General features: G+C 72.2%; 16 protein-coding genes. 12 read left to right on the top strand and 4 right to left on the bottom strand.

All coding sequences use genetic code 11. From position 1 onward, the window contains the following. Positions 1-82: 82 nt before the first annotated feature. The 6 genes from dnaK (at position 83) to AB0C76_RS26765 (ending at position 6,786) form a co-directional block, all read left to right on the top strand. Entirely contained in the window at positions 83-1,930 is a 1,848-nt protein-coding gene (dnaK, locus tag AB0C76_RS26740) for a molecular chaperone DnaK (RefSeq protein WP_359970388.1), read from the top strand. Beyond that, entirely contained in the window at positions 1,927-2,550 is a 624-nt protein-coding gene (gene grpE, locus AB0C76_RS26745) for a nucleotide exchange factor GrpE (RefSeq protein WP_359970391.1), read from the top strand. Before dnaK ends, grpE begins: the two co-directional genes overlap by 4 nt. Positions 2,551-2,717: 167 nt before the next feature. Then, positions 2,718-3,863, top strand: coding sequence for a molecular chaperone DnaJ (gene dnaJ / locus AB0C76_RS26750; protein WP_359970394.1), 1,146 nt, complete (start codon positions 2,718-2,720; stop codon positions 3,861-3,863). A gap of 7 nt (positions 3,864-3,870) precedes the next feature. Further along, positions 3,871-4,395, top strand: coding sequence for a helix-turn-helix domain-containing protein (locus AB0C76_RS26755; RefSeq protein ID WP_359970397.1), 525 nt, complete (start codon positions 3,871-3,873; stop codon positions 4,393-4,395). A gap of 211 nt (positions 4,396-4,606) precedes the next feature. Next, a complete protein-coding gene (locus AB0C76_RS26760) occupies positions 4,607-5,623 on the top strand; it encodes a helix-turn-helix domain-containing protein (protein ID WP_359970399.1) in 1,017 nt (338 codons plus the stop codon). A 536-nt stretch (positions 5,624-6,159) separates the two neighbouring features. After that, positions 6,160-6,786 (top strand): hypothetical protein, encoded by a 627-nt coding sequence (locus tag AB0C76_RS26765; RefSeq protein WP_359970402.1) that lies wholly within the window; start codon positions 6,160-6,162, stop codon positions 6,784-6,786. Between the two features lie 7 nt (positions 6,787-6,793). Here the strand turns inward: AB0C76_RS26765 and AB0C76_RS26770 are convergent, their stop codons facing one another. The 4 genes from AB0C76_RS26770 to AB0C76_RS26785 all read right to left on the bottom strand — a co-directional run bounded on the left by AB0C76_RS26770 (position 6,794) and on the right by AB0C76_RS26785 (position 11,659). Then, positions 6,794-7,777, bottom strand: coding sequence for a LuxR C-terminal-related transcriptional regulator (locus AB0C76_RS26770; RefSeq protein ID WP_359970405.1), 984 nt, complete (start codon positions 7,775-7,777; stop codon positions 6,794-6,796). Further along, positions 7,770-8,756 (bottom strand): LuxR family transcriptional regulator, encoded by a 987-nt coding sequence (locus AB0C76_RS26775; protein ID WP_359970408.1) that lies wholly within the window; start codon positions 8,754-8,756, stop codon positions 7,770-7,772. The genes AB0C76_RS26770 and AB0C76_RS26775 overlap by 8 nt, the downstream gene beginning before the upstream one ends. A gap of 70 nt (positions 8,757-8,826) precedes the next feature. Continuing rightward, the gene (locus AB0C76_RS26780; protein WP_359970411.1) at positions 8,827-9,891 is read right to left on the bottom strand and encodes a LuxR C-terminal-related transcriptional regulator; all 1,065 of its coding nucleotides are present in this window, start codon (positions 9,889-9,891) and stop codon (positions 8,827-8,829) included. Between the two features lie 655 nt (positions 9,892-10,546). Beyond that, positions 10,547-11,659 carry a TDT family transporter gene (locus AB0C76_RS26785; RefSeq protein ID WP_359970414.1) on the bottom strand — a complete coding sequence of 371 codons (1,113 nt, stop codon included), beginning with the start codon at positions 11,657-11,659 and terminating at the stop codon, positions 10,547-10,549. 70 nt (positions 11,660-11,729) lie between these two features. Here AB0C76_RS26785 and AB0C76_RS26790 point away from each other — a divergent pair, with 70 nt between their 5' ends. The 6 genes from AB0C76_RS26790 to AB0C76_RS26815 all read left to right on the top strand — a co-directional run bounded on the left by AB0C76_RS26790 (position 11,730) and on the right by AB0C76_RS26815 (position 20,237). Next, on the top strand, positions 11,730-12,680 hold the full coding sequence (locus AB0C76_RS26790) for a LysR family transcriptional regulator (RefSeq protein ID WP_359970417.1): 951 nt from the start codon (positions 11,730-11,732) through the stop codon (positions 12,678-12,680). A 72-nt stretch (positions 12,681-12,752) separates the two neighbouring features. Further along, entirely contained in the window at positions 12,753-15,374 is a 2,622-nt protein-coding gene (clpB, locus tag AB0C76_RS26795; protein ID WP_359970420.1) for an ATP-dependent chaperone ClpB, read from the top strand. A 224-nt stretch (positions 15,375-15,598) separates the two neighbouring features. After that, complete coding sequence (locus AB0C76_RS26800; RefSeq protein ID WP_359970423.1) at positions 15,599-16,159, top strand: YbjN domain-containing protein; 561 nt, start codon at positions 15,599-15,601, stop codon at positions 16,157-16,159. Between the two features lie 116 nt (positions 16,160-16,275). Further along, the gene (locus tag AB0C76_RS26805) at positions 16,276-17,436 is read left to right on the top strand and encodes a pyridoxal phosphate-dependent aminotransferase (protein ID WP_359970426.1); all 1,161 of its coding nucleotides are present in this window, start codon (positions 16,276-16,278) and stop codon (positions 17,434-17,436) included. Between the two features lie 496 nt (positions 17,437-17,932). Beyond that, positions 17,933-18,463 (top strand): DUF2617 family protein, encoded by a 531-nt coding sequence (locus AB0C76_RS26810; RefSeq protein WP_359970429.1) that lies wholly within the window; start codon positions 17,933-17,935, stop codon positions 18,461-18,463. 139 nt (positions 18,464-18,602) lie between these two features. Continuing rightward, a complete protein-coding gene (locus AB0C76_RS26815; RefSeq protein WP_359970432.1) occupies positions 18,603-20,237 on the top strand; it encodes a polyamine aminopropyltransferase in 1,635 nt (544 codons plus the stop codon). Positions 20,238-20,247 lie beyond the last annotated feature (10 nt).

The following is a 20,247-nucleotide window of genomic DNA, read 5'->3' on the forward strand; positions in this document are numbered from 1 at the left end:
GGACTCATAGCTGTTGACGCCGTCCGGCGGGTCATGCATCCTTGAGCCCGTAAAGCTCAACTCTTCCGTGGAGGTATCTACGATGGCACGCGCGGTCGGCATCGACCTCGGTACGACGAACTCGGTCGTCAGCGTTCTGGAGGGTGGCGAGCCCACCGTCATCACGAACGCCGAGGGCGCGCGGACCACGCCGTCCGTCGTCGCTTTCGCGAAGAACGGCGAGGTCCTGGTCGGCGAGGTGGCCAAGCGCCAGGCGGTCACCAACGTCGACCGCACCATCCGCTCGGTCAAGCGCCACATGGGCACCGGGTGGAAGATCAACCTGGACGGCAAGGACTTCAACCCCCAGCAGATCAGCGCCTTCATCCTGCAGAAGCTGAAGCGGGACGCGGAGGCCTACCTGGGCGAGACCGTCACCGACGCGGTCATCACCGTCCCGGCCTACTTCAACGACTCCGAGCGCCAGGCCACCAAGGAGGCCGGTGAGATCGCGGGCCTCAACGTCCTGCGCATCGTCAACGAGCCGACCGCGGCCGCCCTGGCCTACGGCCTGGACAAGGACGACCAGACCATCCTGGTCTTCGACCTCGGCGGCGGCACCTTCGACGTCTCCCTGCTGGAGATCGGCGACGGGGTCGTCGAGGTGAAGGCCACCAACGGTGACAACCACCTCGGCGGCGACGACTGGGACCAGCGCGTCGTCGACCACCTGGTCAAGGTCTTCCAGTCCGGCCACGGCGTCGACCTGTCCAAGGACAAGATGGCCCTGCAGCGTCTGCGCGAGGCCGCCGAGAAGGCCAAGATCGAGCTGTCCTCGTCCTCCGAGACCTCGATCAACCTGCCCTACATCACGGCCTCCGCCGAGGGCCCGCTGCACCTGGACGAGAAGCTCACCCGCGCCCAGTTCCAGCAGCTGACCGCCGACCTGCTGGAGCGCTGCAAGGTCCCGTTCAACAACGTCATCAAGGACGCCGGCATCTCGCTCGCCGAGATCGACCACGTCGTCCTCGTCGGCGGCTCGACCCGCATGCCGGCCGTCGCCGAGCTCGTCAAGGAGCTGACCGGCGGCAAGGACGCCAACAAGGGCGTCAACCCGGACGAGGTCGTCGCCATCGGCGCCTCGCTCCAGGCCGGTGTCCTCAAGGGCGAGGTCAAGGACGTCCTGCTGCTCGACGTCACCCCGCTGTCCCTCGGCATCGAGACCAAGGGCGGCATCATGACCAAGCTGATCGAGCGCAACACCACGATCCCGACCAAGCGCTCGGAGATCTTCACCACGGCCGAGGACAACCAGCCGTCCGTGCAGATCCAGGTCTACCAGGGCGAGCGCGAGATCGCGGCGTACAACAAGAAGCTCGGCATGTTCGAGCTGACCGGCCTGCCGCCGGCGCCGCGCGGCCTGCCCCAGATCGAGGTCACCTTCGACATCGACGCCAACGGCATCATGCACGTCGGCGCGAAGGACCTCGGCACCGGCAAGGAGCAGAAGATGACCGTCACCGGCGGCTCCTCGCTGCCGAAGGACGAGGTCGACCGCATGCGCCGCGAGGCCGAGCAGTACGCCGAGGACGACCACAAGCGCCGCGAGGCCGTCGAGACCCGCAACTCCGCCGAGCAGCTCGTCTACTCGACCGAGAAGTTCATCGCGGACAACACCGACAAGCTCCCGGCCGACGTCAAGACCGAGGTCGAGACCGCCGTCGGCGAGCTCAAGGAGGCCCTGAAGGGCGAGGACATCGCGAAGATCCGCGAGGCCTCGGAGAAGGTCTCCACCACCGCGCAGAAGCTCGGCCAGGCCCTCTACGCCAACGCCGACGCCGCCGGTGCGGCCGCCGGCGACTCCGCCGCCCACGGCAAGGACGACGACGTCGTCGACGCCGAGATCGTGGACGACGAGAAGCACGACAAGCCCAAGGGCGGTGCGGCATGACGGACAAGCCGCAGGGCGGCAAGCCCGGCGACGACTCCGCCGCCGAAGAGGCCGTGATCAAGGCCGCCGAAGAGGCCGCCGCGGGCGGCTCCGGCGACGCGTCGGCCGAGCTGGCCGCCGCCAAGCGCGAGGCCACCGAGCGCACCGCGGACCTCCAGCGCCTCCAGGCCGAGTACCAGAACTACCGCAAGCGAGTCGAGCGCGACCGGCTCACCGTCCGCGAGATCGCGGTCTCCAACATCCTGGAGTCCCTGATCCCGGTCCTGGACGACATCGGCCGCGCCCGCGAGCACGGCGAGGTCACCGGCGGCTTCAAGTCCGTCGCCGACTCGCTGGAGACGGTCGTCGCCAAGCTGGGCCTCCAGCAGTTCGGCAAGGAGGGCGAGCCCTTCGACCCGACCATGCACGAGGCGCTGATGCACAGCTACTCCTCGGACGTCACCGAGGACACCTGCGTGCAGATCCTCCAGCCCGGCTACCGGATCGGCGAGCGGATCATCCGCCCGGCGATGGTCGCGGTCGCGGAGCCCCAGCCGGGCACCCAGACCACGGCCGGGCCGGACACCGACGCCGCCAAGTCCGAGAAGTCGGACAAGGCCGACGGTGGCAAGGACAGCTGACGACCTGTGACGGGCGCACGCCCGTCCCAGTGGACGAACCAGTGCGCTGCGGAGTCGTACGCCGGTCAGTACGGCGATCGGCTCCGCAGCGCACTGTCGGCAACAGGCCCACGCGGCCGGGCTGTTGACAACGCAGTGACGATGGACATCGGGAGGTGGCGCAAGCCATGAGTGGCAAGGACTTTGTCGAGAAGGACTATTACAAGGTCCTCGGCGTGCCCAAGGACGCCACTGCCACCGAGATCAAGAAGACCTACCGGAAGCTGGCGCGCGAGTTCCACCCGGACGCCAACAAGGGCGACGCCAAGGCCGAGGAGCGCTTCAAGGACATCTCCGAGGCGTACGACGTCCTGTCCGACGAGAAGCGCCGCAAGGAGTACGACGAGGCCCGCAGCCTCTTCGCCAACGGCGGCTTCCGCGCCGGCGGGCCCGGCACCGGCAACTACAGCTTCGACTTCGGCGACCTCTTCAGCGGCACCCAGGGCGGCAGCGGCGGCATCGGCGACGTCTTCGGCGGCCTCTTCAACCGTGGCGGCCGCCAGGCCCAGCCCCGGCGCGGCGCCGACGTCGAGACCGAGGTCACCCTCTCCTTCGAGGAGGCCGTCGACGGCGCGACCGTCCCGCTGCGGATGACCAGCCAGGCCCCCTGCCGTGTCTGCAACGGCACCGGCGCCAAGTCCGGCACCACCCCGCGGGTCTGTCCGACCTGCGTCGGCGCCGGCACCGTCAGCCGGGGCCAGGGCGCGTTCGCGCTCTCCGAGCCCTGCAAGGACTGCAAGGGCCGCGGCATGATCGTCGACGACCCCTGCACCGACTGCCACGGCAGCGGCCGGGCCAGCTCCGCCCGCACCATGCAGGTCCGCATCCCGGCCGGCGTCCAGGACGCCCAGCGCATCCGGCTCAAGGGCAAGGGCGCCCAGGGCGAACGCGGCGGCCAGCCCGGTGACCTCTACGTCACCGTGCACGTCGACGCCCACCCCGTCTTCGGCCGCAAGGGCGACAACCTCACCGTGACCGTCCCGGTCACCTTCCCCGAGGCGGCGCTCGGCGGCACCATCGAGGTGCCCACGCTCGGCGGCCCCTCCGTGAAGCTCAAGCTGCCCCCCGGCAGCGCCAACGGCCTCACCATGCGGGCCCGCGGCAAGGGCGCCACCCGCAAGGACGGCACCCGCGGCGACCTCCTCGTCACCGTCGAGGTCGTGGTGCCGCAGCACGTCACCGGCGACGCGCTGTCCGCCCTGGAGCAGTACCGCGAGGCCACCGCCTCCGACGACCCGCGAGCCGCCCTGTTCCGGGCGGCGAAGGGAGCGTGACGACCAGATGTCCCCGATGACCCCGATGACCCCCGACGGTCCGATCGGCCCGGGCCTCGGCGAAGGCCTGCCCGGCGACGGCCGCCGCACCCGGCGCGCGGCGGCCCCGCCCCCGTACGTGCTCACCGAGGACACCCCGGTGTACGTGATCTCGGTGGCCGCCGAACTCTCCGGCCTGCACCCGCAGACCCTGCGCCAGTACGACCGCCTCGGCCTGGTCAGCCCCGACCGCACCGCCGGCCGCGGCCGCCGCTACTCCGCCCGCGACATCCAGCAACTGCGCGAGGTCCAGCGGCTCTCGCAGGACGAGGGCATCAACCTGGCCGGCATCAAGCGGATCATCGAGCTGGAGAACCAGGTCACCGCCCTCCAGTCGCGCATCGCCGAACTCGCCGACTCCCTGGAGAGCGCCGCCGCCGCCCTCCAGCAGCGCGAAGCCGCCGTCCACGCCTCCTACCGCCGCGACCTCGTCCCCTACCAGCCCCCGACCCCCCAGTCGAGCGCCCTGGTCGTCTGGCGCCCGAAGCGCTGACTTGGCTGAACACCAGCCCGGCCGCCGGTTCCCTCCTGTTCGGGGGGTGCCGGCGGCTTGCGTGTGGTGAGAGAGTGCAAGCTCAAGAACGCTGCCGTGTTCGGGCACCTGCGAAGCTCCTATGGGGCATCCGGTTGAGCCTTAGGATCGGTCGCTGAGCACAGTCGTGTTCCTCTGGCGATTTTGTCCGGCCTACGACAAGGAGGCGAGAATGAACGGGCGGGAGCAGGCGGGAATGCCAGCCAGGCCGCGCGCGCTGTCCGCGAACGCCCGAGCCCTGTACCTTGCCACCGTCGAGGGAAATGGCAAGACTACCCGGAGAGTTGACGATCCGCAGGAAGCATCGGCTTTCGACGAGCTGGTTGCGCTCGGCCTCCTGGTTCCGGATATGGATGAGCCAGGCGTCTATGCTGCGGTGGATGCCGCACAGCTTTCCAGCAGTATGAGTCTCGCCTGGCAGCGGCAAGCACTCGATTTGCTTGCGCGGGCGGTCGCACTCCCGGCCGATCTCGGAGACCTCGCCGAGGCCTTTCATTCACGCGGTCAACAGGGCGGACCAATTGAATACGTCCGGGGAAAGGCGCTGATAAACCAGCGGATCCTCCAGGCGCAGGCAGACGGACCGGAGGAAGCCCTCGCCATGCAGCCTGGTGGGCCACGCCCTCCCAAAGTCCTGGCCTCCGGCCTGGACTACGACTTCGCCCGCCTCAAAATGGGCGCGAGCATGCGAACGATCTACCACGCCAGCACCCGCTACCACCAACCGACGCGCGATTACGTGGCAACGCTGTCCGCTGCCGGGTGGCAGTACAGGACGCTCGACGAGCCCTACACCAGGCTGATCATCATCGATCGCCGACTCGCCGTCATCCCGGTGGCGGCCGACGACATGGGCATGGCCGCATTCATCCACGACCAATCGGTGATCGAATACCTGGTGGAAGAGGTATTCGAACGCAACTGGAGCCGGGCCCTCGAGTTCGACGGGGCAACGAGCGTGCCGCAGCAGGTCGTTTCCCGGCTCCGGCACACCATCATCGAACTTCTGCTGGCCGGCACCAACCACCGCGTCATCGCCCGGCGACTCGGCATCAGCGAACGAACGCTGGCCCGCCATCTCGCCGAAATGCGCGAGGAGTACAACGTCGAGTCGCTCTTTCAGTTGGGCTACGTCCTGGGACGGGCCGCTCAAGGCCCCGACGATCAGCCTCAGGTAGCAGATTCGTAATCAGTACGGTTCCGGGGAGCGGAAGAGCGCGGGGCGCCCGACCGCCCGGCTCAGGTCCAGTGCGTGTCGGACGCGACGACGCTCGACGTGGCGCTCGCATGTTCCTGCTCGGCGTACCCGCTCTCGACCGCCCCGGCAACTACAGCGATCAGCGCAACCAGCCCGACAACGAGAGGGAGTGCGACCTTTCGGACGTACCGGTGCATGCGAGACATAAGCCCGCCCCTTCCTTCAAGCCTGCGATCGCACAAATAGGTGGCAATGAAACGACTGCACACATGTTGCCGCAAGGTCCTGGCCCATGTCATCTCTCTGCCAGGCATCCAGATGACACCTCTCAAACCTGGACTCCACCGCACCGGCCGATGGACGATCAGTTCGCTCTCAATAACCCTTGCAAGTCCACCAGGCTTGCCCATGTACGTTCAATCGTTCACGGGCTTCAAACGAGTTTCGACAGCTCGAGCACCGTCACTCAACATCCAAACCCCTTCGCCGACGTTCATTCCCCCGGTCGGCCTTCCCCCGGAGTCGACATGACCGAGCCCTACCTGCGTCACCACGACAGCCAGGCCCCCGAGGGTCGGCGTGCACGAGTGTTCCTGGCCGCGCCGCTGATGCGGCTGACCGGGCCGGCCGACAGTGTGGTGACGCTCGCCAGCCGGACGCGGCTGACGACGCTGCGCACCACGCTCCTCCGCAGCGGTGCAGCCGTGTACAGCGCGCACCACAGCGACGCCTGGACCGTCGCCGGGCGGGCGCCGGAGCCGCGGGTTCCGTCGGACTTCCGGGCGCTGCAGTCGGCGGACCTGGTGTTCGCCTACGTCGGCGCCCCGCTGTCGGCCGGGGTGAGCCTGGAGCTGGGCTGGGCCTCCGCGCTGCGCAAGCCGATCGTCCTGCTCGTCGACGAGGCCATCACGCACAACCCGCTGATCGCCACCATCGAGCAGGTCGCCCCCGTCCTGCCGCTGGTCTTCGACGACACCTGGTCGCAGGAGGCGCTCAACCACACCGTGGAGACGGCGCTCGACTGGGCCGGCATGGCGCTGTCGCTGCGCGAGGGCTTCTGGACCGCCCCCGGCGAGCAGTTCAACGTCCCCCGTCAGCAGCCCCCCGTGGCCGGCCGGGCCGGCTACTGGCCGTCGGGCGCCGCCACCGGCTGACCCGCGGTCATCCACCGGACTCCCCCGTCCGGGATCCCCGCATCTGCCAGCCCAGCTGGAACAGCGTCTCCGCGTCGTACAGCTCACGCAGCCGGGCGATGTGACCGGCCACGGTCCGCTCGCTCAGCCCCATGCGGCTCGCGATCGCCCGCTGCGTGAGCCCCTGCGCCAGCAGTCGCCCCACCTGCTCGTGGACCGTCGAGTCGCTGGAACCGGCCGCCAGCGCGGCCCAGTTCACACCCTCGGCCTGCTGCCATTGCTGCTCGAACACCTCGACCAGGAAGGCCACGGTGGCCGGGTCCTCGACGAAGGCCGCGCTGGTGTTGTCCCCGGCGGCAGGAATGACCGCGACCGTCCGGTCGAAGAGCATCAGCCGGGTGAACGGCGCGGCCAGTACCCGGATGGGGCAGCCGAGCCGCGCGGCCTCGGCGGCGAACCCCACCGTCGGCCCGTCCAGGCGGGCGGCGGGGTCGTAGATGACCCGCTTCACGCCTCCGCGCTCGATGTAGTCCCGCGTCTGCGCGAGCGCCCCGGGCAGGGCCGCGGCCGGACGGGCCCCGCCCGGAATCGCCGTCAGCGACTCCTTCGGGTACTCCCGCGCCACCTGCTCGATCTCCTGCCGAATCTGCTCCATGCCCGTCACGTACCGGACACCGGCCGCACGGGTCACCCGGTGCGGCGAAGCATCGTAGGCCCGCGTCAGGTCGCCGAGCAGATCGGGGACCTGCTCGGCCTCCGCCAGCAGACGAGCACTCGCCAGCCGGATCTCGGTGCCGATCCGGTCGACGGCCGAGCGCGGGTCGACCGCGATGTACGAGACGTCGAGGTCCTGGAACATGACCAGGCCGAGCTCCACCAACCGTTCCATCGTCGGAAGGTCGCCCAGGCCCACCTCGGCCGCCCGGACCCGTCCGCCCTCCCGCAGGATCGCGCGGTAGAGCGCGCGGGCGGACTCGTCCGGGAGGGCTTCGGACAGCGTCAGGTCACCCATCGGCGTCGCCCTTCAGCTGCCAGCCGAGTTGGAAGAGGGTCCGGGCGCCGTAGCGGTCGCGCAGGCGGGCGAGGTGGCCCGCGACGGTGCGTTCGCTGAGGCCGAGGCGGGTGGCGACGGCGCGCTGGGTGAGGCCCTCGCTCAGCAGCGCGGTGACCCGGTCGGCGGTGCGGCCGGGGGTGGCGCTCGACCAGTCGGTGACGTCGGCCCTGGCCCAGTCGCGTTCGAACACGGCGACCAGGGCCGCGACGGCGGCGGGCTCGGTGAGGAAGGCGGCGACGTCGTGGCCGGGGTGGACGAAGAGGACGGCGGTCCGCCGGTCGACGACGAGCATCCGCTGGAACGGCTCGTTCAGGACGCGGACCAGCGAGCCGTGCCGGGTCACCTCCTTCGCGTAGGCGATCACGTGGGGCTGCCGGCGGGCGACGGGCTGGTAGAGCGTCCGGATCCGGCGACCACTGGTCGCCAGCGCGACGTCCTGGTGGAGCGCGAGTTCGAGGGTGACCGGTTGCCGCGTGCCGGGCTGAGCCGTGAGCACTTCCTCGCCGCACTCGGACAGGACCCGGGAGAGCCGGAGGCGGATGGCGTCCTTGCCCTCGACGTAAGCGGCCTCGCCCGTGCGGCAGGCCGCCCGGGGTGCGGCGTCGTAGGCGTGGGAGAGCGGGGCGAGGGCGGCCGGGAGCCTCTCGGCGTGGACGAGCAACCGGGCGGCACGGGTGCGCAGTTCGGCGCCGAGCCGGTCGCCGACGGAGCGCGGGTCGACGGCCGTGTAGCCGGTGGCCGTCGGGGCGAGCAGACCGCGGGCGACGAGTACGGCGAGGGTGGGGCGGTCCGCGGGGGCGAGGTCGTCGGGGCGCAGGTGTCCGCCGCGGCGGACCGCGGTGAGGTAGAGGGCCCGCTCGGCGGCGGTCGGCTCATCCGCCCACCTCTCCCCCGGCCCTGGCCGCGGGGAGGTGCCCCCACCGCTCGGCGGGGGCACTCGCCCGTGCGTGTCCTTGGGAAGGTGAGCTCTCCCCCGGCCTCCGGCCGGGGGTACCCCCGTCGCTCGCTCATCGGTCATCGCGGGAGCCTCGCATCAGCCAGCCGAGCTGGAAGAGGGTCTGGGCGCCGTAGCGGTCGCGCAGGCGGGAGATGTGGGCGGCGACGGTGCGTTCGCTGAGGCCGAGGCGGGTGGCGACGGCGCGCTGGGTGAGGCCGCGGGCGAGCAGGCGGCCGACCCGGTCGGGGGTGCTGCGGGCAGGGCCGTGGCCGAGGGCGGCGGCGGCCTCGGTGGTGTCGGCGCGGGCCCAGTCGCGTTCGAACGCGCCCACCAGGAAGGTGATGGCGGCGGGGTCGGTGATGAAGGCGGCGGTGCTGTTGTCCTCGCTGGCGGAGATCACGGCGACGGTGCGGTCGAAGACGATGAGCCGCTGGAAGGGCTCGTCGAGGACGCGGATGAGCGAGCCGTGCCGGGTCACCTCGTCGGCGTAGGCGAGGGCGGACTGGTCGGCGAACGCGACCGGCTGGTAGATGGTGCGCAGCGAGCAGCCGCGCTGCAGGAGCTGGACGTCCTGGAGCCGGGCGACCTGGAGCGTGTCGGCGGGCCGGTGGCCCGGCTGGGCGGTGAGGACCTCGGCGCGGCAGTCGGAGACGAGCTGGGAGATCCGCTGGCGGATGTGGACGTGGCCCTCGACGTAGACGGCGCCGCCGGCCCGGCCGGGCCGGCGGGGCATCGCGTCGTAGGCGCGGGTGAGGCCGTCGAGGGCGCCGGGCAGGTTCTCGGCGCGGACCAGCAGCCGGGTGGCCTCGCTGCGCAGTTCGGCGCCGAGGCGGTCGGTGACGGAGCGCGGGCTGACGGCGGTGTAGCAGGCGTCCATCGCGTTGGGCATCAGCAGGCCGATGTCGACGAGCTGTTGGAGGGCGGCGTGGTCGCTCTCGTGGACACCGGTGAACGGGATCCGGCCGCCTTCGGCGAGGATCGAGAGGTAGAGCTGGCGGGCCGCGTCGTCGGGCTCGCCCGCTCCGGTGAGGCCTCCGGCGCTCCCGGGGCCCCCGGTGCCCGCAAAGCCCTCGCCGCCGGTGAAGCCACCCGCGTACTGGCCGTGGTCCGGTGCGACCGCCGGTTCCGCCGTCACGTCGAACTCTCCCTGCCGGACGCCTTCGGATGTGCCCGCCCCCGTGTCCCGCGTCCCCGTCGTCTCCGGCCGCGAGGGCCCGGCGGTCACGGTACCGGGCGGCGGGCGGACCCCTGGGCCCGGGTGCCGTCGCACACCGGACGCCCAGAGGCCGCCTTGCCACGCCATGCCAAGGCGCTTCCGGCGAGGCGGAGCAGCAACGCCTCGCCGGCTCCGGTTCCGGGGGCCATCACCACACATGGCGTCCCGGCCGGCGCTCTTCCCCCCGTTGTGCGGGAACACGATGTCCCGCATCCACTTTTGAAGAGCAAGTCGCCACCATCGGGCCGCGGTTGCCCGGACGACCTGGCGTGACTCCACCATCACAGCGTGACGCCCGGCGGACAAGTGTCACCCGAGTGCAGGTTCTCGCAATTGCAGCTATCTGCACGGCGGGCCGGTTCCCGGCCGGCTGACCGGTGGGCCGGATTCCGGTGAACGCCAAGGCCAGTCGGGTGCCCGACGCAAGCCCCGGACCGGCCTGGTCGGCGGTGGACGGTCAGGCGCGGGGTGCGCGTTCCTGCACCTGGGCGGTCCCCGCAGCAAGCGAGCGGTGCCCCGGCTTCCGGTTCCGGAGGCCGGGGCACCGCTCGTCCCTCTCCGGGACGGCAGTCGCTCAGCGCGTCAGCAGTCGCCCGCGGGCCAGCCCGGCCACCGTGCCGCTCGCGGCGGCGGCCCAGGCGAGGGCCAGCAGCGCGTACAGCCCGACCGCCAGCCCGGTGAACCCGCCGAACCCGGTGTGGCGGGCGAGCGCCGAGACGCCGGTGACGCAGGTGCCGACGGGGAAGGTGAACGCCCACCAGGTCATCGCGAACGGCATGCCGGCCCGCCGGGCGCGCAGGTTGGCGGTGAGCGCGACGGCCAGCCAGAGCATCGCGACGCCGATCACGGCCACGCCGTACAGCTCGGCGAGGGCCGCCATGGCGGGCGCCAGCGCGGGGAGCACCGGGCGGGCGGCGTCGGCGAGCTGGTGGACTGCGGTGACGGACTGGCCGAGCGGCCCGAGCACCAGGAACAGCGCGGGGGTGAGCGCGAGGGTCGGCACCTTGCTGTGGAAGAGCCCGGTGAACACCACCGGCAGCAGCACCAGGGTGGCCAGCAGTCCGATGCCGAACAGCGCCCAGCAGCCGTACAGCATGGCCTGCTGCGGGAAGCCGGACGGCAGGTGCGGGACGAGCGCGGGGCCGGTGGCCGCGGCGACCAGCGGGGCGACGACGGGCAGCAGCCAGGTCGGGTTGGCCTCCAGGGCGGAGAGCCGGTGCCGGGTGAGCATCAGGTAGGGGATGCCACCGGCGACGGCGAGCGCGTAGACGGTGCCGGCGGTCCACAGCACGGCGTCGGTCGCCACGGCGGGCCCGGTGCCGATCACCTTCGAGCCCAGCAGCAGCGTGCCGAGGCCGACCGCCAGCAGGGCCATCGGCGGGCAGCCGTAGAAGACGGCGGTGGCCGGGTTGTCCAGCAGCTGGGTACGGGCGGCCTCCCGGTGCCTGGTGAGGTGCACCAGCCGCGCGCCGCCGAGCACCAGCAGGGCGGCCAGACCGAGCGCCCACATCACCTCGCCGAAGGCGACCAGCCCGGGCGGTCGGACCGGCAGGACGGCCGCGCCGTTGCCGAGGATCGCGGTGCCCATGACGGCGGCGTACCAGTTGGGGCCGAGCTGCGCGAGGTCGAACCGGGGGCGGGCGACGGAGGGACGGGTGAGCGGGCGGACATCGGCCAAGGTGGACATGGGACCACCGTCCCTCCGCGGGGCCGTGGCCGGTAGCGCCCGCCGCTCTATGACGACATAGCCTGAACCTATGGCCCTCTCTCCGCACGTCCCCGAACTCGGCGCCCTGGAGCTGCTGCTCGCGGTGGCCCGGCTGGGCAGCGTCGGCCGGGCGGCGGCCGAGCTGGGCGTCAGCCAGCCGACCGCGAGTGCCCGGATCAAGGGCATGGAGCGGCAGGTCGGCGTCCCGCTGCTGGAGCGCTCCCCCCGGGGCAGCCGGCCGACCGAGGCGGGCCGGCTGGTGGTCGAGTGGGCCCGGCACGTGGTGGAGGCGGCGCAGGCCCTGGACGCCGGGATCGACGCGCTGCGCGGACGGCGGGACGCCAAGCTGACGGTGGTCGCCAGCCTGACCGTCGCCGAGTACCTGATGCCGGGCTGGCTGCTGGCGCTCGCCGAGGTCAGTCCGGGCACCGCCGTGACGCTGCGGACGGCGAACTCGGCGGAGGTCGCCGGGCGGGTGCTGGCCGGCGAGGCGGACCTCGGTTTCGTCGAGGGCCCGTCCACCCTGCCGGGGCTGGACGGCGCCGTGGTGGCCGCGGACCGGCTGGTGGTCGTGGTGGCGCCCGGCCACCCGTGGTCGCGCCGCCGGGCACCGCTGACCGGCCCCGAGCTGGCCGGGACGCCCCTGGTGCTGCGCGAGCCGGGGTCGGGCACCCGGGAGGTGCTGGAGGCGGCGCTGGCGCCGTACGGGGGCGCGGCGCGGCCGCGGCTGGAGCTGGCCTCGTCGACGGCGCTGAAGGCGGCGGCGATGACCGGCGCGGGGCCGGTCTGCCTGAGCGAGCTGGTGGTGACCGAGGAACTGGCGACCCGGCGGCTGGTCGAGGTGCCGCTGGCGGCGGGGCTCGACCTGCGGCGCCCGCTGCGCGCGGTGTGGCCGGCCGGGCAGCGGCCGGGCGGGCCGGCCCGGGAGCTGCTGGTGCTGACCAGACAGGGCCCCGAGCGCCCGTCCGCTCCCCGGGCCGTGAAAGAAATCCAAACCTGAGCGGAATAGACTCAACTTAGTGCATGCTGTTGATGGCAGCAGTGAAGGACGACGAGGGAGGACCCCCCAGCAGTGGACGCCAGCAAGTTCACCACCAAGACGCAGGACGCCCTGTCCGCCGCGATCCGGCAGGCCGGTGCGGTCGGGAACCCGGACGTCAAGCCGGTGCACATCCTGATCGCCCTGCTGGAGCAGCCCGAGGGCATCGCCAGGCCGCTGCTGGAGGCGGTCGGCGCCGACGTCGCGCGGGTCGACGCCGAGGCCCGCCGCCAGCTCGCCGCCCTCCCCAGCGCGAGCGGCTCGACGGTCGCCGCACCGCAGCTCGCCCGGGACACCATCGCGGTGCTCACCGAGGCCGGCAAGCGCGCCGACGACCTCGACGACCAGTACGTCTCCACCGAGCACCTGATGGTCGGTCTGGCCGCCGAGGGCGGGCCGGTCGCCGAGCTGCTGGTGCGCCAGGGCGGTACGCCCAAGGCGCTGCTGGCCGCGTTCAAGGACGTGCGCGGCAGCGGCCGGGTCACCTCGCCGGACCCGGAGGGCACCTACAAGGCGCTGGAGAAGTACGGCACCGACCTCACCCAGGCCGCCCGGGACGGCAAGCTCGACCCGGTGATCGGCCGCGACCAGGAGATCCGCCGGGTCGTCCAGGTGCTCTCCCGCCGCACCAAGAACAACCCGGTGCTGATCGGCGAGCCCGGCGTCGGCAAGACGGCCGTGGTCGAGGGCCTGGCCCAGCGCATCGTCGCCGGCGACGTGCCGGAGTCGCTGCGCGGAAAGCGGCTGGTCGCGCTGGACCTCAGCGCGATGGTCGCGGGCGCCAAGTACCGCGGCGAGTTCGAGGAGCGGCTCAAGGCCGTCCTCAACGACATCAAGCAGAGCGACGGCCAGGTCGTCACCTTCATCGACGAGCTGCACACCATGGTCGGCGCGGGCGCCGGCGGCGACTCCGCGATGGACGCCGGCAACATGCTCAAGCCGATGCTGGCCCGCGGCGAGCTGCGGATGGTCGGCGCCACCACGCTGGACGAGTACCGCGAGCGGATCGAGAAGGACCCGGCACTGGAGCGCCGCTTCCAGCAGGTGCTGGTCGGCGAGCCCAGCGTGGAGGACTCGATCGCCATCCTGCGCGGCCTCAAGGGCCGGTACGAGGCGCACCACAAGGTGCAGATCGCCGACGCCGCCCTGGTCGCCGCGGCCACCCTGTCCAACCGCTACATCACCTCCCGCTTCCTGCCCGACAAGGCCATCGACCTGGTCGACGAGGCGGCCTCGCGGCTGCGGATGGAGATCGACTCCTCCCCCGTCGAGATCGACGAACTCCAGCGCTCCGTGGACCGGTTGCGCATGGAGGAGCTCGCACTGGAGAAGGAGTCGGACCCGGCCTCGGTCGACCGCCTCGCCCGGCTGCGCCGCGATCTCGCCGACCGGAACGAGCAGTTGAGCGTGCTGACGGCGCGCTGGGAGCAGGAGAAGAAGAGCCTCAACCGGGTCGGCGAGCTCAAGGAGCGCCTGGACGACCTGCAGGGCGCGCTCGAACGGGCGCAGCGCGACGGGGACTTCGAGCGCGCCTCGAAGCTGATGTACGCCGAGATCCCGGCCGCCGAGAAGGAGCTCACCGACGCCCAGGAGCGCGCCGCGACCGCGGACGGGGAGACCGGCGGTGCCTCCACCTCGATGGTCAAGGAGGAGGTCGGCCCGGACGACGTGGCCGACGTCGTCGCCTCCTGGACGGGCATCCCGGCCGGCCGCCTGCTGGAGGGCGAGAGCGCCAAACTCCTGCGCATGGAGGAGGAGTTGGGCAAGCGCCTGATCGGCCAGGCGGAGGCCGTGCAGGCCGTGTCGGACGCGGTGCGCCGCACCCGCTCCGGCATCGCCGACCCGGACCGCCCGACCGGCTCCTTCCTGTTCCTCGGCCCCACCGGCGTCGGCAAGACCGAACTCGCCAAGGCCCTGGCCGACTTCCTCTTCGACGACGAGCGGGCGATGGTCCGCATCGACATGAGCGAGTACGGCGAGAAGCACTCCGTCTCCCGCCTGGTCGGCGCCCCGCCCGGGTACGTCGGCTACGAGGAGGGCGGCCAGCTCACCGAGGCGGTCCGCCGCCGCCCGTACAGCGTCGTGCTGCTGGACGAGGTGGAGAAGGCCCACCCCGAGGTCTTCGACGTCCTGCTCCAGGTGCTGGACGACGGCCGGCTCACCGACGGCCAGGGCCGCACGGTGGACTTCCGCAACGCGATCCTGATCCTCACCTCCAACCTGGGCTCGCAGTTCCTCGTGGACCCGACCACCCCGGAGGACCGCAAGAAGCAACTGGTGCTGGACTCGGTCCGGGCCGCGTTCAAGCCGGAGTTCCTCAACCGGCTGGACGACATCGTGGTCTTCGAGCCGCTGGGCACCACCGAGCTCAGCCGGATCGTCGACCTCCAGGTGGCCCGCCTCGGCGAGCGGCTGCGCGAGCGGCGGCTCACCCTGGAGGTGTCCGCCGCCGCGCGCGACTGGCTGGCCCTCACCGGGTACGACCCGGCGTACGGCGCCCGCCCGCTGCGCCGGCTGGTGCAGTCCGCGATCGGCGACCAGCTGGCGCGGGCGATCCTCTCCGGCCAGGTGCACGACGGCGACACCGTCCTCGTCGAGCGCGACGAGGCCCACGACCGGCTCACCGTCCGCGCTCGCGGACCGCTGGAGAAGTAGTCGGCGGCTCCGCCCGGACCGCCGCACGGGCCGCCGCTCCCCCGGGGGCGGCGGCCCGTGCGCACGTCGGGGAACGCCGAGCTCGGGGCCCGGAACACCACCCGGTACGAAGATCGACGGACGGCCGGGTACCCCTGTGAGGCGCGCCCCGGATGAGGCAGGATGGAAGGTGGAAAGGGCGGCCTCTCTTGCCGGCCACCACGTGCACCGAGGAAGAGGACCCCATGAGCATCGACCCGTCGTCCATCCCGTCGTTCGGCGTCCCCCAGGGCGGGCAGCCCGGCGGCCAGGGGCGACCGGCCGGCCCGCCGCCGATCGTCGTCCCGGACCAGGCCCTGGTCACCCAGCTGCTGGACCAGATGCAGCTCAAGCACGTCGTGGACGAGGAGGGCGACCTCACCGCCCCCTGGGAGGGCTTCCGCGTCTACTACATGTTCCGCGGCGAGCAGAAGGAGCTCTTCGCGGTGCGCGCGTTCTACGACCGCGCGTACCCGCTGGAGAAGAAGGGCGAGATCCTCGACCTGATCGACGAGTGGAACCGCGAGACCCTCTGGCCCAAGGTCTACACCCACACCCACGAGGACGGCGTGGTCCGCCTGATCGGCGAGGCCCAGATGATCGTCGGCACCGGCGTCAACCTGGACTACTTCGTCACCACCACCGCCAACTGGACCCAGGCCTCGGTCGGCTTCGAGCAGTGGATCGTCGAGCGCCTCGGCCTGCAGAACGAGATCGAGGGCGAAGAGGGCCAGGGCGAGGCTCCCGAGGGCACCGACGAGGCCTGATCCCCTCCCCTTCGCACCAGGACGGCCCGCCACCGCACCACCGGTGGTGGGCCTTCCTTGTCCCGGGCCGCCGGCTGCCCCAGGATGGGGCCGACGACGACGTGGGAGGAACCGTGATGGGTACGAGGCCGCTGCTGAACCGCAGGCTGGCGGGCATGGGGACGACGATCTTCGCCGAGATGTCCGCCCTGGCCACCGCCACCGGTTCGATCAACCTCGGGCAGGGGTTCCCGGACACCGACGGGCCCCGCGAGATCGCCCGGGCCGCCGCGGACGCCGTGCTGACCGGCAAGGGCAACCAGTACCCGCCCGGCCCCGGCATCCCGGAGCTGCGGGCCGCGATCGCCGAGCACCAGCAGCGCTTCTACGGCCTCGCGTACGACCCGGACTCCGAGGTGCTCGTCACCGCCGGCGCCACCGAGGCCATCGCCGCCTCCCTGCTCGCGCTGCTGGAGCCGGGCGACGAGGTGATCGCGTTCGAGCCGTTCTACGACTCGTACGCCGCCTGCATCGCCATGGCCGGCGCCACGCGCGTGCCGCTCACGCTCCGGGCTCCCTCGTTCCGCCCCGATCCGGACGAACTGCGCGCCCTGATCACCCCGCGCACCCGCCTCCTGCTCCTCAACACCCCGCACAACCCCACCGGCACCGTCCTCACCGCCGACGAGCTCGCGACGATCGCCGCCCTCGCCGTCGATCACGACCTCCTGGTGATCACCGACGAGGTCTACGAGCACCTCGTCTTCGGTGCCACCCACCACCCCATCGCCGCCCTGCCCGGCATGCGCGAGCGCACCGTCAGCATCTCCTCGGCCGGCAAGACCTTCTCCTTCACCGGCTGGAAGGTCGGCTGGGTCACGGCGTCCCCGGCCCTCGTCTCCGCCGTCCGCACCGCCAAGCAGTACCTGACCTACGTCAGCGCGGGCCCCTTCCAGTACGCCGTCGCCGAGGCGCTCGGCCTGCCCGACGAGTACTTCGACACCTTCCGGGCCAACCTCTCGCGCAAGCGCGACCTGCTCGCCGAAGGGCTCTCGGCGGCCGGTTTCCGCGTCTTCAGCCCCGAAGGCACGTACTTCATCACCACCGACATCACGCCGCTCGGCGAGAAGGACGGCATCGAGTTCTGCCGGACCCTTCCCGAGCGCTGCGGCGTCGTCGCGATCCCCAACGCCGTGTTCTACGACAACACGGACGCCGGCCGCAGCCTGGTCCGCTTCACCTTCTGCAAGCGGGACGACGTGCTCACCGAGGCCGTCGCGCGGCTCCAGCGGCTCTGACCTCCCGTCGACGGGAGGCAGGAGGCAGGAGGCAGGAGGCAGGGCTGATGATTCGTCAACTTGCCTTCCATATAAGCCTCGTTGATGCCGTTTGATGCCCGAGGGGCAATCGTCCCCGCCTCCCGGGCACACGCCGCCGCCCGCCGGGTCCACCACTCGGCGGGCGGCGGCGCATTCGGGCGCGCGAACCGCGCACAACCCGCGCGCACGGCGCACAACCCGGAGCTTGGGGCGCACGCTGTTCAGACTCGCACACCGGGTCGATCGGGGCCGGGAAGCAGGTGTGCTCGAAACGGTGAATGCTTGACAAAGTTGGGTAAATCACCGACGGACCCGGCGTATTCATGCTTCTCTGCTGCTGAATCTCCAGCCGGAATCCTTCCTTCCACGGTCGGCCGCGCCCAGCGCCGCACAGCCACGAACAGCCTCGCCATCGCCTAGGCCTAGTCGCTGCTGCTTCGGCGGGCGCGCACGGAGCTGAAACGCGGAGCCGAGCATGCTCACCACACTGCAGACCTCCTACACGGACACCCGCGCCGGTGACCTGGCGTGGTGCCTGGGCGGCGACCCGCTGCCCGCTCTCGCGGTCCGCGACCTGAGACTCGACGGCAACGGCCGCGCCGGCACGACCGGCACCCTCCAGTTGCGGCTGCTCGGCGCCTCCCACCAGGTGGTCATCGCGGCCGGCCCGGGCGAGTGCCTGGAGACGGTCGCCTGCCTGCCCGGCCGCCGCACCCCGCTGCCCGCCCGGGTGGCCAAACAGGTGGGCGGCTGGGAGTACGAGTTCGCCGCCCGGATCGAGGTGCTCCCGCCGCACGACTTCGCGGCCCGCGCCCAGGAGCTCCTCGCCCTCGTCGAGGGCCACCCCCGCGGCCTGGCCGGGATCTTCCCCGGCGACCCGAGCGCCTTCACCGCACTGGTCACCCAGGGCGGCGCGGACCGGCTGCTCTGGCGCACCTGGCACGCCTATCCGCAGGAGGGGCAGCTGGTCTGCACCCGCTCCTCGCTCGTGCTCGCGCAGCCGTGAACCACACCGGCCCGGTGGGCGGCGACGAACCCGCCACAATCCTTGAATCGCACGCAGGAACGATTCGTCAACCGGGCGTCCCGCACTGTCCGTCGGATGGGTGCAGCTATCCGTCCCGCCCGTCCCCTAGCGTTTGTTCGTGATCAATCAGCCAGCCGGTCCGCCCACGCACCCGGGCGTCGACCTCGACGACGACAGCCCACCCCGGCCCGGGCGGAACCTCACCCCGCTGCCCGCCCGCCGCCGGTCCCGGCTGCGCTCCCGCCCCCGGCTGGCCCGCCTCACCGTCCTGCTGGCCGCGTTCGTCTGCGCGGCCTGCGGACTCGTCTACGAACTCGAACTCGTCGCGCTCGGTGACTACCTGCTCGGCGACACCGTCACCCAGACCTCCGTCGTGCTCTCCGTCATGGTCTTCGCGATGGGCCTCGGCTCGCTGCTCGCCAAGCGCCTCACCCGCCGCCCCGCCACCGCCTTCGCCCTCGTCGAGTGCGCCCTCGCCCTCACCGGCGGTCTCTCCGTCCTCGCCCTCTACTCCTGCTGGGCCTGGATCGGCCGCTACCAGGCCGCCACGGTCGGCCTCACCTGCCTGATCGGCGTCCTCATCGGCGCCGAGATCCCGCTCCTGATGACCCTCATCCAGCGGATCCGCCGCGAGGACGCCGGCCGGGCCGCGGCCGACCTCTTCGCCGCCGACTACGTGGGCGCGCTCATCGGCGGGCTCGCCTTCCCGTTCCTCATCCTGCCCGGCCTCGGTCCGGGCACCGGTGCCCTCGTCACCGGCGCGGTCAACGCCGTCTCCGGGGCCGCCGTCGTGCTGTGGCTGTTCCGGGAGGAACCGGCCCCCCGGATACGACTGCTGCTCTGGGCCGTCGGCGGTCTCGTCCTCGCCCTCCTCGCCGGCGCCGCCGCCGGCTCCGACGCCATCGAGGACGCCGCCCGGCACGCCCTCTACGGCCCCGGGGTCCGCTACGCCACGCACAGCCGCCAGCAGGAGATCGTCCTCACCGGACCCGCCGAAGGCCCCCTCCGGCTCTACCTCGACGGCCGGCTCGCCGTCTGCGGGCCCGACGAGTACCGCGGCAACGAGGCCCTCGTCCACCCCGCCATGGCCGCCGGACCGGACGCCCGCGTGCTGCTCCTCGGCGGCGGCGACGGGCTCGCCCTGCGGGAGGTCCTCCGGCACGGGGGGGTCCGCACGGTGCAGGTCGTCGAGCCCGATGCCACCCTCGCCGCACTCGCCCGCACCGACCCGGGCCTCGCCGCCCTGGCCGGGCACGCCCTCGACGACCCACGCGTCCGCACCACCACCGCCGACCCCCTGGAATGGCTGCGGCACTCCCCCGACGACCACCCGTACGACGTCGTCGTCGCCGACCTGCCGGCCCCCGACGACGGCGGGCCGGTCAAGTTCCACTCCCAGGAGTTCTACGGCCTCGCCACCCGGCTGCTCGCCCCCGGCGGCCGCATCGCCGTCCGGGCCGGCGCCGAGGGGCACGGGCTCTGGCAGACCGAGTCCGGGCTCCGGGCGGCCGGCCTGCGCACCGTCCCGTACGCCGTCCGGGGCAGCGCCACGGCGAGCTGCCGGGCCGGAGCGGCGGAGGGCACCCAGGACTTCCTGCTCGCCTCCGAAGCCGAACCGCCACTCGCCCTCGCCCCCGACGCCCCACCCCCACGCGCCCTCACCACCGCCGCCCTGCACACCTCGGCCACCCAGCTCACCGCCCTACGCCCCACCCACCCCCCGGCCGCCCTCAGCCTGCTGGGCCCCCGCTGACCGCGACGGA

The organism is Kitasatospora sp. NPDC048722, assembly GCF_040650235.1.
In the GTDB taxonomy this organism is placed as follows: Bacteria; Actinomycetota; Actinomycetes; order Streptomycetales; family Streptomycetaceae; genus Kitasatospora.

Coding starts and splice junctions, on each gene's coding strand:
- dnaJ (WP_359970394.1), top strand. CDS start 2,718: ATGAGTGGCAAGGACTTTGTCGAGAAGGACTATTACAAGGTCCTCGGC.
- AB0C76_RS26805 (WP_359970426.1), top strand. CDS start 16,276: ATGGGTACGAGGCCGCTGCTGAACCGCAGGCTGGCGGGCATGGGGACG.
- AB0C76_RS26765 (WP_359970402.1), top strand. CDS start 6,160: ATGACCGAGCCCTACCTGCGTCACCACGACAGCCAGGCCCCCGAGGGT.
- AB0C76_RS26810 (WP_359970429.1), top strand. CDS start 17,933: ATGCTCACCACACTGCAGACCTCCTACACGGACACCCGCGCCGGTGAC.
- grpE (WP_359970391.1), top strand. CDS start 1,927: ATGACGGACAAGCCGCAGGGCGGCAAGCCCGGCGACGACTCCGCCGCC.
- AB0C76_RS26755 (WP_359970397.1), top strand. CDS start 3,871: ATGTCCCCGATGACCCCGATGACCCCCGACGGTCCGATCGGCCCGGGC.
- AB0C76_RS26785 (WP_359970414.1), bottom strand. CDS start 11,659: ATGTCCACCTTGGCCGATGTCCGCCCGCTCACCCGTCCCTCCGTCGCC.
- AB0C76_RS26760 (WP_359970399.1), top strand. CDS start 4,607: ATGAACGGGCGGGAGCAGGCGGGAATGCCAGCCAGGCCGCGCGCGCTG.
- AB0C76_RS26770 (WP_359970405.1), bottom strand. CDS start 7,777: ATGGGTGACCTGACGCTGTCCGAAGCCCTCCCGGACGAGTCCGCCCGC.
- dnaK (WP_359970388.1), top strand. CDS start 83: ATGGCACGCGCGGTCGGCATCGACCTCGGTACGACGAACTCGGTCGTC.
- AB0C76_RS26800 (WP_359970423.1), top strand. CDS start 15,599: ATGAGCATCGACCCGTCGTCCATCCCGTCGTTCGGCGTCCCCCAGGGC.
- AB0C76_RS26790 (WP_359970417.1), top strand. CDS start 11,730: ATGGCCCTCTCTCCGCACGTCCCCGAACTCGGCGCCCTGGAGCTGCTG.